Origin of the sequence: Photobacterium indicum (assembly GCF_003026215.1) — a bacterium.
Classification (GTDB): Bacteria; Pseudomonadota; Gammaproteobacteria; order Enterobacterales; family Vibrionaceae; genus Photobacterium; species Photobacterium indicum.
The window spans coordinates 1,084,033-1,096,303 of record NZ_PYOC01000001.1 but is presented as its reverse complement, the minus strand read 5'-3'; the positions used below and the strand labels follow the sequence as shown (position 1 = coordinate 1,096,303).

Annotated in this window: 14 protein-coding genes; 6 read left to right on the top strand and 8 right to left on the bottom strand. The window is 41.0% G+C overall.

Annotated features, from left to right (window positions below):
• Positions 1 to 3: 3 nt before the first annotated feature.
• The 3 genes from C9J47_RS04900 to C9J47_RS04890 form a co-directional block, all read right to left on the bottom strand.
• The gene (locus C9J47_RS04900; protein ID WP_107252487.1) at positions 4 to 1,656 is read right to left on the bottom strand and encodes an NAD(P)-binding protein; all 1,653 of its coding nucleotides are present in this window, start codon (positions 1,654 to 1,656) and stop codon (positions 4 to 6) included.
• 241 nt (positions 1,657 to 1,897) lie between these two features.
• Entirely contained in the window at positions 1,898 to 2,323 is a 426-nt protein-coding gene (locus C9J47_RS04895) for a type II toxin-antitoxin system RelE/ParE family toxin (protein ID WP_107252712.1), read from the bottom strand.
• A gap of 236 nt (positions 2,324 to 2,559) precedes the next feature.
• On the bottom strand, positions 2,560 to 3,024 hold the full coding sequence (locus tag C9J47_RS04890) for a GNAT family N-acetyltransferase (protein WP_107252486.1): 465 nt from the start codon (positions 3,022 to 3,024) through the stop codon (positions 2,560 to 2,562).
• Positions 3,025 to 3,434: 410 nt separating this feature from the next.
• Here C9J47_RS04890 and C9J47_RS04885 point away from each other — a divergent pair, with 410 nt between their 5' ends.
• From C9J47_RS04885 to C9J47_RS04860, 6 genes are all read left to right on the top strand, one after another.
• Positions 3,435 to 3,806: a hypothetical protein gene (locus tag C9J47_RS04885; protein ID WP_107252485.1), complete on the top strand. Its 372-nt coding sequence runs from the start codon at positions 3,435 to 3,437 to the stop codon at positions 3,804 to 3,806.
• A 336-nt stretch (positions 3,807 to 4,142) separates the two neighbouring features.
• Positions 4,143 to 4,589: a c-type cytochrome gene (locus tag C9J47_RS04880; protein WP_107252484.1), complete on the top strand. Its 447-nt coding sequence runs from the start codon at positions 4,143 to 4,145 to the stop codon at positions 4,587 to 4,589.
• Positions 4,590 to 4,592: 3 nt separating this feature from the next.
• Entirely contained in the window at positions 4,593 to 5,981 is a 1,389-nt protein-coding gene (locus tag C9J47_RS04875) for a cbb3-type cytochrome c oxidase subunit I (protein WP_107252483.1), read from the top strand.
• Between the two features lie 114 nt (positions 5,982 to 6,095).
• The gene (locus C9J47_RS04870; RefSeq protein WP_107252482.1) at positions 6,096 to 7,937 is read left to right on the top strand and encodes a nitric oxide reductase activation protein NorD; all 1,842 of its coding nucleotides are present in this window, start codon (positions 6,096 to 6,098) and stop codon (positions 7,935 to 7,937) included.
• Between the two features lie 25 nt (positions 7,938 to 7,962).
• Entirely contained in the window at positions 7,963 to 8,181 is a 219-nt protein-coding gene (locus C9J47_RS04865; protein WP_081450083.1) for a DnrP protein, read from the top strand.
• Positions 8,182 to 8,208: 27 nt separating this feature from the next.
• Positions 8,209 to 8,577, top strand: coding sequence for a hypothetical protein (locus C9J47_RS04860; RefSeq protein WP_107252481.1), 369 nt, complete (start codon positions 8,209 to 8,211; stop codon positions 8,575 to 8,577).
• An 11-nt stretch (positions 8,578 to 8,588) separates the two neighbouring features.
• Here the strand turns inward: C9J47_RS04860 and C9J47_RS04855 are convergent, their stop codons facing one another.
• The 5 genes from C9J47_RS04855 to C9J47_RS04835 form a co-directional block, all read right to left on the bottom strand.
• Positions 8,589 to 9,398: a CbbQ/NirQ/NorQ/GpvN family protein gene (locus C9J47_RS04855; protein WP_107252480.1), complete on the bottom strand. Its 810-nt coding sequence runs from the start codon at positions 9,396 to 9,398 to the stop codon at positions 8,589 to 8,591.
• A gap of 177 nt (positions 9,399 to 9,575) precedes the next feature.
• Positions 9,576 to 9,830 (bottom strand): cytochrome C oxidase subunit IV family protein, encoded by a 255-nt coding sequence (locus C9J47_RS04850; protein ID WP_006229971.1) that lies wholly within the window; start codon positions 9,828 to 9,830, stop codon positions 9,576 to 9,578.
• 6 nt (positions 9,831 to 9,836) lie between these two features.
• Complete coding sequence (locus C9J47_RS04845; protein ID WP_107252479.1) at positions 9,837 to 10,454, bottom strand: cytochrome c oxidase subunit 3 family protein; 618 nt, start codon at positions 10,452 to 10,454, stop codon at positions 9,837 to 9,839.
• A 124-nt stretch (positions 10,455 to 10,578) separates the two neighbouring features.
• Positions 10,579 to 11,487 (bottom strand): DMT family transporter, encoded by a 909-nt coding sequence (locus tag C9J47_RS04840; RefSeq protein WP_170107424.1) that lies wholly within the window; start codon positions 11,485 to 11,487, stop codon positions 10,579 to 10,581.
• Between the two features lie 182 nt (positions 11,488 to 11,669).
• Positions 11,670 to 12,104 carry a GNAT family N-acetyltransferase gene (locus C9J47_RS04835; RefSeq protein WP_107252477.1) on the bottom strand — a complete coding sequence of 145 codons (435 nt, stop codon included), beginning with the start codon at positions 12,102 to 12,104 and terminating at the stop codon, positions 11,670 to 11,672.
• Positions 12,105 to 12,271 lie beyond the last annotated feature (167 nt).

Here is a 12,271-nt window from a genome sequence, read left to right as displayed (position 1 = left end):
CCCTTATTGATTATTTGGTTTTTGATTTGTATTAGTTACAGGGAGCATATCAATTGCATGACATGGACATTGATTCATGCAGGCCTGACACCCCGTACATTTGTCGTAATCAAATTTGTAGCGGTTACCTTTACCAAGTTTGAGTATCGCGCCCTCTTCTGGACAGGCACCATAGCAACCGTCGCATTCAAAACAATTACCGCAGCTGTAGCAGCGTGTTGCTTCATAAACCGCTTGTTCTTGGCTTATCCCTTGAACTACTTCGGTAAAATCTTTTACACGTTCGGCGACATCAATTTCGTGAACTAGACTTCGATCTGAGTCGATTTGATACCAAAGCTGAAGCATGTCGTAAGTGACAATTTGATGTTTCTCTTCACTGATATAAGTACCACCACGAAGCCAAGCATCAATACTGCGAGCTGCTTTCTTACCATGACCAGTAGAGATAGTCACAGAGCGAGATGAAGGCACTATATCGCCACCAGCAAACAAACCTTCATAGTCTGTCATCATGTGTTCATTGACGAGAACAGTGCCATCTGAATTAATAGTTACACCTGAAACATGGCTAAGTAGCTGGCTTTCAATATCTTGACCAATAGCTAGTACCATTGCATCTGCGTGTAATATTTCGTATTCACCTGTCGGCTGAGCAATACCATTTTCATCTAGTGCCATGATTTCAACTTTATAGTCATTAGCATTCACTGAAATAAGATTGCGTAGCCAATGAATTTTTACACCTTCAGCTTCTGCTTCAGCCGCTTCAAATTCATGCGCTGTCATATTGTTACGATCAGAAAAGAAAATGATCATGGCTTCTTCCGCACCAAGTCGTTTCGCAACTCGCGCAGTATCCATTGCAGTGTTACCACCACCAAGAACGGCAACACGACGCCCTAATTTGGGTGGTTGATTATTACCAACAAGGTTTAAAAACTCAGTAGCTTCCATGATTGGGCCACAATCTTGCTTTGGAATATCAAGATGACGACCAATTTGTGCGCCAATTGCCAGAAAAACAGCATCAAACCCACCGTCTTGCTTCTCTTTGAGCACATCTTCAACTTTATGATTTAGCGTTATTTTGACACCCATATCTGTAATCATTTTGATTTCAGCTTGTAAGATGTCACGAGGTAAGCGGTACGCTGGAATGCCATAATTCATCATGCCGCCAGCAATTGGATTTGCATCACGAATTTCGACTTGATGTCCCGCCAAACGTAGATGATAAGCAGCAGCTAGGCCTGAAGGACCAGCACCAATAATCAGTACCTTTTGCCCTGATTCTTCAGTGATTTTAGGGTATGACCAATTTTGATTTAATGCCAAATCGCCAAGCATACGTTCAACTTGTTGAATTGATACTGAAGAGTCACTGTTAACTCGATTACAACCTGTTTCGCAAGGGTGGTAACAAACACGGCCATGAATGGCTGGCATAGGTTGATTGATTACCAGTTTTTGCCATGCTTTTTTAAACTCTCGCTCACGAACTAAAGCAAGAAAGCCTTGGATATCATTGCCGGTAGGACAACTTTGATTGCAAGGTGGTAAATAGTCTTTATACACAGGTAGTATCGCAGGCTTTGGCCCAGTACCTGTAAGGTTGAAAAGATCTGACTTTCTTACAATTTGCTTTGCAGACATATCTGTTCCTTTATGTGTTAAGACATGGACTTTAATCTTCAGATCAATAACAACATTAAATAGATTTTAATTTGAGAATAATATCCAAGACAAATAGATTAAAACGTTAGAATGCAGAATTTAAAACATAAACACCAAGAGTTAACATTTAAAATAAAACTATTACGCACTTAAGTGCAACATCAACATATCTAGAGCAACCCAAACAATCAATATTGGACATTCACGTATAATTTACATTTCAAATACTTACACTTTTAACATCGTCATGCATTAAAAAATATTTATTAAAATTTAAAGGTCTCAGGTTTTCACCCACTCCTAATTGATTAAATTTATGTATAGCGATCTTAGCTTCTTTATTAGGTGTTTTTCTTGTTTTCTTTATAAAGCCATGTAACATAACTAAATTGTTACTTTCCGTTTTTACAAAAAGTATTCTTACCGATTCTTTTTTACAATCAACTCGAAGCTTATAAATCACACCAGAATACCCCCATATTTTGGGGTTAAGTATTTTCAATCGATTACAAGAATACAACTTATCAAGTTCACTATACGCATATAACTTCTTACATATCGCATAAGATAATTTTTTTGAAAGCACTCCCAAAAAACAATCAAAACTTGAGGTACTACCTGCTTCTTTTATAATTAATATTTTCATAATTAAAAATTTTAATATTATTACCCACATAAACACTCGACAGTTGAGAGTATATCTACACCAACTCTATTCGCTAAATAATAATAACTTATCAATAAGAAAAGAAAATTCACTTACATTGTACAAGGTATTAAAAAAAACTTAACACCATGTATTAAGTTTATATAATGATAATCAATCGTAGAAAAAAGTACCCCTGCCATATTATACAATCAGGATACTGAAACAAATCAAGCCTAAACCATCAGCATTATATACTGCGGCCCAGCAGCTCCACCACAGTACAGCTCGTCAGTATCAGTAAACCCATATTTTAAGTAACATCGATAAGCCAAAAGGTTTTTACAGTTAACGGTAAGATATATTTTGCTGTTTTGAGAATAAGCTTGCTGAAGATATGGCTTAAGAGCTGCAACAGAGGATTTACCGTAACCTTTGCCTTGATGTAGACTATCAATAAAAAACGCCCTTAAACCCAAAGCCCCTTCTGAACAAAAATCATAATTTTTCGAATACGCTGTATCTATTACAAAAAAACCTACAACCTCATCACCCACCAACACGACATGCTTATGCCCTGATTCTGGAATGCTTTCGAATATTTCTTGAACAGATCCAACAAACATCAACTGTTCATCTGACACCTTGAGTGCTAAGGCTTGTTCAACATATTTCTCTGAGAGCTTTTCAATTTCTATCACAATGTCTTCCCTTCCTTGATTAGTTGAATTTACTAGACATTATCCAGATATTTCGTTTGATTTTAACCTTATGCCATGAAATTCGGATATAATATCTGAGTCAGATGATGTGGCAATTAAGGTCGGAGAAGCAAAAGATTTAGTCAATCGCCAATGCTTCAATATTATAAACATATCTTCATTGCCGACTGCACAACAAAAGACAACACATTAATTATTAAGTAATTTCAAAGCTTTCACTTAATAATATAGGAATGATAAAAATTAGCCGTATTGGATATGGGAAGTATTCTCATGCCGAAGAAAATCGTTACATTTATAGTTTTTGTGCTGGCCAAGCAAAACCAATTTGTATCGGCATTATTCAATGACCCAGTGATAAAATCTCAGCTAGAGCAGGAGAACCAGTAATGACTCATGAAACAAAAACAATGGAAGTACCTGTCGCTATCGCAGATAGAGTGCAGACTTTGATTGATGCCTATGGAGCCAAAGAGAAGTTCAAGGCTGAGCGTAAGGTGGTAGTGAACAACTTACTTTCCATGGATAAACTTAGCTGTGAGATGGCTGTGTATAGTTTTCCTCAGGGGGAGTTACTAGACACCCTCAGATTTGTGTATGAACTATCTGGTACTAACAGCAAGTTCGTCACAAATATACTTACACAGTCCAGAGAGAACCCAAAGAAGGTATTATCTGATGCCCAAAGAGCATCAGCAAAGAGCTTGTTATTTAATCTGATCAATGAGCCTTCGGTCATTTCTGCCATGAAGGAAATCTAGTAATTCCAGTGCATATGAATATGACCAAATTCACTAGCCTACTGCAACAATAATAAGAGACGCTGGTCTGTTAGGCCAGCTCTATTCATTACATTAAAACCCAGATAAAGCTCATTCAGCAAGCTTAGCCGCAGGAAACGTCCAGCTTCCATTCAAAATTTCCGTCCTCGGCACGATCAACGATCCCCACAACTAGCCAATATCTGGCTGGCTTTGCTCCCAGCGATAACGCCCTAAATAGCCAGCCTATGAAATCAGGTAAATGCATTCACCTAACCTATACTAAGCAGGTCTTTAATCAAAAAATTAAAGTAAAACTGAATAAAGGGTAGCAATATGTCAGACACTTTTACGAAAGGCATGGCTCGAAATATCTATTATGGCGGCAGTGTTTTTTTCCTACTGTTGTTTGCTGCACTCACCATGCATACCACGAGAGAAATGCCCAAATCTGACCATCGCGAAAACCTCACTGAATCAGTCGCAAGAGGTAAAACGGTATGGGAAGACAATAATTGTATCGGTTGCCATACGCTCGTAGGAGAAGGCGCCTATTACGCCCCTGAGCTGGGTAATGTTTACTTTCGTCGTGGGGGCGGCAATCTCGCGGCATTTAAAGGCTTTATGCAAGGTTGGATGAGAATTCAACCGCTTGGCGTGCCGGGGCGTCGCCAAATGCCTCAATTTAATTTGACGGCGCAACAAGTTGATGATTTAGCGGAGTTCTTAAAGTTCACAGCTGAAATGGATGTTAACAGTTGGCCACCGAATATTGAGGGGTAAACAATGAGTACTTTAAAATTCCAATCACAATCTGTGGCAACACCCTACTTTATTTTTGCTTTGATCTTATTTACTGGGCAAATTATTTTTGGTCTCGTAATGGGGCTTCAATACGTTGTCGGAGACTTCCTCGCGGGGGCGATCCCTTTCAATGTGGCCCGTATGGTCCACACTAATTTGCTTATTGTTTGGTTATTATTTGGCTTTATGGGCGCCGCCTACTTCCTTGTACCGGAAGAGTCTGAAACTGAGTTATACAGCCCTAAGTTAGCAATTCTGCTGTTTTGGGTATTTGCCGTAGCCGGAACATTAACCATATTAGGTTACCTATTAGTACCCTACTCTACCCTTGCCCAAATAACCGGTAATGAATATTTCCCCACTATGGGGCGGGAGTTTTTAGAACAACCGACCATTACTAAAATCGGCATTGTTATTGTCTGTCTTGGGTTTCTGTTTAATATTGGTATGACGATATTGCGAGGCCGAAAGACCGTCATCAATATGGTGCTGATCACAGGCCTCATTGGTCTTGCAGTATTCTTCCTATTCTCATTCTATAACCCAGAAAATATTGCTATGGATAAGCTTTTCTGGTGGTTTGTTGTCCATCTTTGGGTTGAAGGTGTATGGGAATTGATTATGGGTGCCATCTTAGCCTTTATTCTGATCAAGATTACTGGCGTCGATAGAGAGATCATTGAAAAGTGGCTCTACGTCATTATCGCGATGGCACTGATCTCTGGCTTGTTGGGGACGGGGCACCACTTTTTTTGGTTAGCGACTCCGGGATACTGGCAGTGGGTAGGCTCGGTATTCTCAGCCCTTGAGCCCTTACCCTTTTTTGCTATGGTGCTGTACGCATTCAATATGGTCAATAATCGCCGCCGCGAGCACCCCAATAAGGCCGCCACACTTTGGGCATTGGGCACTGCGGTAATGGCATTCTTAGGGGCTGGTGTTTGGGGGTTCTTACATACCTTGGCACCCGTCAACTTCTACACTCACGGTACACAAATCACGGCAGCACATGGTCATATGGCTTTCTACGGAGCCTATGTAATGATAGTTCTCACTATCATCTCATACGCTATGCCCAAGTTACGGGGTGTTGGCGAGGCATCAAGTAATAAGGCTCAAGTGATTGAAATGTGGGGATTCTGGTTAATGACTGTTGCCATGGTATTTATCACTCTATTTTTGACTGGTGCCGGAATTTTGCAGGTCTGGTTACAGCGTCTCCCCGAAAGTGGTGAGGCACTTAATTTTATGGCAACCCAAGATAAACTCTCTATTTTCTATTGGGCACGAGAAGCCGCAGGCGTCATATTCTTAATCGGCCTGATCACCTACCTATCCAACTTCTTTGTCGACAAGAAGGCAGTTAAATGATGAGTTAACAACATCCATTCGCTTTACTGGAAATTGAAATGAAGCTGGCGCGTCGATTGCCGTCAGCTTCGATTTAAATCAAATCACGGTACAAAGGAGATTATTTAACCACTTATGGAAGAATGGGTTGGTAGTATTTGGCATAAGTTTATTGTGCAAAAGAGCCACACAGAATTTGATCATGCCCGAGTTGAATTTGATGAGATCAAAAAATCTGCTGGAGTGGTCTTTCGAGCGCTAGGAGGTGCGCCGACTAAACGCGTCGAAGCAGCAGTACCTCGTGACTATTACGCTCGCAGAAAACTACTCGATAAGATTTCAGGTAGCAAGCAACAGATTAGCCTTGCTTGGCAAGATGAAACTAGCCTACGGCTGCCGCAATCTATCGCCATTTTTGACACACCACAACTCAATAAAGAACTTTACCTCTGGCTAGTGGCACTCGCCGCTCATAGCCCTAACCATTTCATTCACTGGGCCAAAGACAATCAGGCCGTCGTGACTAGAATATTAACTACATTCCCAGCGTTGAGACCGCGCTATCGACAACTCGCGACTGCGGTACTTAAGCTACGCCAACCAGTAGAGACATTACCCAAGCCTTTGCAACCGCTCGAACGAGCTGTCATTCAGGCGATAATTCACCCTGAAAGTATCATTGATTTTCCGGTGGTCAACTATGCCCCTCAAGCGATTTATCTCTGGTTATACCCCAATGAAAATATCAAAGCCAATCCGTTCAAAGCGGCAGAGGTTAATGGTGATGAGGAACAAATTTCATCATTAATGACTCACCAGAAAAGCCAACAAGCTAGAAAAAAATCAGAGCGAATTGATGAAGATGACACTAAAGATAGTTTGATGGTATTTCGCTTAGAAAACTTATTTTCCTGGAGCGAGTTTTCTCGGGTGAATCGCGCGGAAGACGACACTGATGATGACGACGCTCAAAGAGTTGCTGAGGATCTTGATATTATTACGGTGGCAAAGGGTTCGCGGCAAAAGACCGCAAAACTTAAGCTAGATCTAGATTTACCCTCTGCAATTGAAGACGACTTACCGCTGGGAAAAGGCATCACGTTGCCAGAGTGGAACTATAAGTCCAATCAATTAATACCCAAGCGCTGCTTATTGCAACCTATGTTACCTAAAGACAGCAAACCACTCGCCTTACCAGCATCATTAACCCCTGCAGCCAAGAAAATCCGTCAACAATTCCAGCAGTTACAAAGTATCAAAAGTTGGCAAAAAGCTCAGTCGACTGGCGATGAAATTGATTTAACTGCTTGGCTGGATTTCCATATTGATAGTAAAACATCAATGGCGCACGATACTGGACTCTACCTTCGATTTCAGAACTGCCAACGTGATATCAGCACCCTATTATTATCAGATCTTTCCATGTCTACAGATGCCTATATCAATAATGAGTACAGAGTAATTGATGTCATCAAAGACAGTATGTTGCTATTTAGTGAGGCCTTAGCGGCAGTGGGAGATCCTTTTGCTATTTATGGCTTTTCATCAGTAAAACGCCATCATGTCAGGTTCACGCTGTTGAAGAATTTTGCCGAGTCCTATGATGACCATATACGTGGTCGCATACTCAGCCTACGTCCTGGGTTTTATACCCGCATGGGAGCGGCGATTCGCCAAGCCAGCAACATTTTGGTCGAGCAAACTCAACATCGAAAGCTATTACTTATTTTGACCGATGGCAAACCAAATGATATCGATAATTACGACGGAAGACATGGGGTTGAAGATACCCGGCAAGCCATCATTGCCGCCCGCCGCCTTGGACTCATTCCATTTTGCATCACCATAGATCAAAAGGCTGACCAGTATCTGCCTTATATCTTTGGAAACAATGGCTTTACTGTTATTTTCGATCCAAGCCAATTACCCACAAAGCTGCCCCAGTTGTATCATCAACTCACCCAGTCTTCTTGCTAGACGTTATCCACATTAGGAGAGCTAAATGAGCGAGAAAGTGCCCTGTTTGTATTGTCAGACTGAAAATACCATTGAGCAAGATGTTGGTGGCAGGTCAGCTCCAACTCAGGTCTGCCATCATTGTGGTATGGCTTTACCCAAGGCTCATCCAAGCAGTCGCCGCTATAAGACTAAGGTGTTTTTGTGGGCCTTTGTATTTATCGCATTATTTTGTTTTATTATGGTCATTTATTTGCCTAGATAACGGACTACAGCAGACAGGTATATAACAATGAATTTTAAAAAATACGATAAAGAACAAATAGAGCAAGCATCTGCAATTGCCTTGTGGTCCTTACTAAACCTCACCTTTTTGCCTGTGTTCTCGTTTATCGTGTTACTAACCAAAATCAATAAATGTACCACTGAGTCGTTTTCCGCTTACCACCTGAACTTCGCCATCAAGCTGAACCTAGCCGCTGCTGCGGCATTAATACTGGTCACGGCACTAATGATATTATTGGGAGGCTTCAAATCTGGGATGACGTGGGTATTTGTGATTACCTATTTTATCTCTATCCATACTGTATTTATTCTGATTGCCGTATGGATGTTAGTACGGGCATGGGCAGGCAACAAGATGGGCTACAAGCAAAATTAAAAAGCGGCACCTCAACAATCAAAATATAAGCGTGCAACATCCATCAAGGCTTCAACAGTACTAATATCATCTGATAGGGGCTCAGCAAGACAACACCGACACACAGCAAGCGGTGACATGCCACTAGACATCATTCGAGCCGCATAAATTAACAAGCGAGTGGACACCACTTCATCCAAGTCACTGTCTAATCGACGCAGTGAACCGGCCAATTCAATCAACTTGACCGCCAAGCTTTGTTCTATTTGGCTTTCAGCTATCAGAATTTGACTCTCAAGCAGAGGGTCGGGATAGTTAAGCCGCAATGCGACGAAGCGCTGTCGAGTGCTTGCCTTCATGCCTTTGAGAATATTTTGATAGCCTGGGTTATAAGACACCACCAACATAAAGCCTTCCGCAGCGGCAAGCTCCTCCCCCGTTCGCTCTATCGGTAGTAGGCGTCGATCATCAGCAAGAGGATGAAGGACCACCGTGGTATCTTTACGCGCTTCAACAATTTCATCGAGATAACATATGCCGCCTTCTCTCACCGCTCTAGTTAATGGTCCATCCTGCCAATACGTACCATTAGGCCCAATCAAGTGGCGCCCAACGAGATCCGCTGCAGTTAAGTCATCGTGACATGCCACGGTGTACAATGGTCTGCCTAGTTTCTCGGCCATATGAGCGACAAAGCGAGTCTTACCGCACCCTGTTGGCCCTTTAATCAGCAATGGCAACTGATGCGCATACGCATACTCAAACAGTTGAACTTCATTATCTTGTGGCTGATAAAAAATATCACTATTAATGGGAATAGCTGAGGTAGTTGAAGAGGTCATATTATTCCCTAAGACTCGGCACTAGTCGAAAAAGAAAGTATTCCTACACACATTTCCCTTGAATTAAACACGCTGAGATCACTCTGAATCCTGCATCTTGAGGTAGCTTGGGTATAAATAAATATAGTTCTTATCAAAGATTTGACCATAGAATTAGTCAACTTAACCCATTCATTGTCAAAAAAAGGCGGTCAATATAATGAGTGAGGGAAATAAAATAATGTAGATCCGCATCATTAAACGCAAGTATTTATGGGCTTGGCGCAGTTCCATAAAATGGTCGATAACCATCAACCCTTTGGACATCACAGTCAGTGCCACCAAAACACTCACAAGTGCCGAGGACTCAAAATGTTCACCCAAGAATGTATTAAACAGGGTAATTCCAATCAGTGCCCACCAATAATATTCAATTTTCCCAAATGACTTCATCAGCAATCACCTCAATACATACAGCAATGGGAATATAAGGATCCACATAAGATCAATCATATGCCAATACATGGCCAAGGCCTCTAAGCCTGAGTGCTGCTTTGCTGAATAGGCGCCTTTACGCAAGCGGAAAATCACCCACAATATCGCGCAAGCTGCCCAACCAACATGAAGAAAGTGATTAAAGGTCATGTAGTAGTAGATAGTAAAAAACTCACTGGTATTGGTACTAAAACCCTGCAAGTCATTCCAATAAAATTCACCCGTTTTCACCATCAAATACAAACAGCCACAACTAAAAGTCAGCCAAAGGTAACGCTCCGACTTCCGTAGATCATCCAAACGAATATTGATCATGGCTTTTGCCATAAAGTAGCTACTCGACAGCAATATAAGGGTATTTAAAACGCCTGAGGCAGTGCTGACGCTCTGAGGACCAAGGGAGAAAGCTTCGGGATAATGATATTTGGCAATAAAATAGGCTACAAAAAAAATTCCGAATTCGGTCAGTTCAGACAAAATCCCCACCCAAATAGGAATATTACCTGGAACTCTTCCCGCCCTTAATTCAGTCCATGAGTGAGGGAAAATACCCAAAGGTTCCTTTTGGGGGTCATTATTCACGCTTTCACTACCTGCATAGAGGCTTTCACTTAAGTTTATTATTCGTTCACTTAAGGTTAGTTGAATATATCCAAGCCACCTCAAAATGCAGGATTCAGAGCATCTTGAGGTAACTTGCGTATAGTTAGCTTGCTTGGCTCGTTTTTAATTTTTTAAACTTGAGGCTTCCAAATACATTGATGAAAGCACCAATAATAATCAGAGTTCCACCAGCCCAAGTCCATATTGATGGGAGCTCACTAAAGAATAACCACCCTAGAATGATTGAAAAAACCACCTGTACATAAGAATATGCAGTGGCTTTACTCGCAACTTCAGTTTGCATCGCTTTTGTCAGCCCGATTTGCCCTACTTGAGTGGAAATGCCAACAAAGAGCAATAGTAGCAGCGCTTCTGTATCTGGCATTACAAAGTCATTACCTAGAAATAACACAGACAGAGGCAGCGCAATTAACGGAAAATAAAAGATAATAACAGAGCTATCTTCACTACTACTGAGTCGCTTTACAATGACATAGGCAATAGCACTTCCCAGAGCGCCCAGTAAAGCAGCGGTTACACTTAGCCAAGGTAATGCAGCAGTACTATCAAATGTTAACCCCGGACTAACCATTACAAGTAGCCCTACGATACAAAAAACAATACAAATAATAGTTGAGAGCTGAATTCGCTCTCTAAGAAACACTAACGCCAGCAAAGCGGTAAACACAGGGTGTAGGTATTGAAGAATAGTCGCTTCAGCTAAAGGTAAAGTCGCGACTGCAAAATAAACGCATATCAAAGCAAGCGAGCCTGCGACGCCTCTTGCTATCAGTAATTTTTTATTATTCCCCCAAACTGAAATCCGTTTCCTTTTAATATCTGCATAGCTAATGATTAGTGAAACAACAGCCCTAGCAGCTACAATTTCAAACACAGGAATGCCATAAGTGCTGACCAATTTAACGCAGCTAGACATAAGTGCAAAAGCAAAAGCTGACATCAGCATATACCTAACACCGACAGGGACATGATTTATAAAGTGAGTAGGCATGAATACTTTTTATTTCAGTAAATTAGAGGCATGATCTTATAAAAGAAATCACATAATTGGAAGTGATGATTTAAGGCAGTGAAAAAGCAAAAAAAACAGTCTTACAGTCATTTAGGGGCTATTTGAAATTGTAAATTATGCATACTCATTCCTTTGGTATAGTACCGCACGTAAACGTTAAATTAGCGCTTTATACTTTTAGACATAACAAGAACATCAACCCCTCGATAATTGACTTGCTCTAATGCTTTCCAGCCTAAATGCGCGTATAAACCTCCATTCAATTTTTCGGTCTGCAGATGAATTTTTTTTACACCTAGTGATAGTGCCACCTCTTGTACTTTAAGAATAAGTGAGGACGCCACATTATTGCCCCGAAATTCACTATCAACATAAACACCACCAATCCAATGTTCTTTATCAGGATAAATCGACATTTCGTGGCATCTAAGTTGAGCAACACCTAGTACTTTTTCGCCATCAACAGCCATGACGATAAGAGGAATTTGGTTTGAATTAAGATAGTCATCTAGCTTTCTATCAAAAGATTCAACGGTCGCTCCTTTAACGAGTGGCCCCCACTCATCAAAGTACCAACGTGCTACCTTTGCCTTCATCTCTGTCTTATCGGCAAGAAATATAAAGCCTCCTGTTTAATTGAATATCGCCACAGGTTCGAGAATCGCCTCTATTAATAACATTACTAAATTAATACAATGCGTGACTTCTTTGTACTGAATAAACAATATTACCGAATTTAATTCATGGACTGGTGGCTATTAAA

Coding starts and splice junctions, on each gene's coding strand:
- C9J47_RS04875 (WP_107252483.1), top strand. CDS start 4,593: ATGAGTACTTTAAAATTCCAATCACAATCTGTGGCAACACCCTACTTT.
- C9J47_RS04840 (WP_170107424.1), bottom strand. CDS start 11,487: ATGCCTACTCACTTTATAAATCATGTCCCTGTCGGTGTTAGGTATATG.
- C9J47_RS04860 (WP_107252481.1), top strand. CDS start 8,209: ATGAATTTTAAAAAATACGATAAAGAACAAATAGAGCAAGCATCTGCA.
- C9J47_RS04850 (WP_006229971.1), bottom strand. CDS start 9,830: ATGAAGTCATTTGGGAAAATTGAATATTATTGGTGGGCACTGATTGGA.
- C9J47_RS04900 (WP_107252487.1), bottom strand. CDS start 1,656: ATGTCTGCAAAGCAAATTGTAAGAAAGTCAGATCTTTTCAACCTTACA.
- C9J47_RS04865 (WP_081450083.1), top strand. CDS start 7,963: ATGAGCGAGAAAGTGCCCTGTTTGTATTGTCAGACTGAAAATACCATT.
- C9J47_RS04835 (WP_107252477.1), bottom strand. CDS start 12,104: ATGAAGGCAAAGGTAGCACGTTGGTACTTTGATGAGTGGGGGCCACTC.
- C9J47_RS04855 (WP_107252480.1), bottom strand. CDS start 9,398: ATGACCTCTTCAACTACCTCAGCTATTCCCATTAATAGTGATATTTTT.
- C9J47_RS04870 (WP_107252482.1), top strand. CDS start 6,096: ATGGAAGAATGGGTTGGTAGTATTTGGCATAAGTTTATTGTGCAAAAG.
- C9J47_RS04895 (WP_107252712.1), bottom strand. CDS start 2,323: ATGAAAATATTAATTATAAAAGAAGCAGGTAGTACCTCAAGTTTTGAT.
- C9J47_RS04880 (WP_107252484.1), top strand. CDS start 4,143: ATGTCAGACACTTTTACGAAAGGCATGGCTCGAAATATCTATTATGGC.
- C9J47_RS04885 (WP_107252485.1), top strand. CDS start 3,435: ATGACTCATGAAACAAAAACAATGGAAGTACCTGTCGCTATCGCAGAT.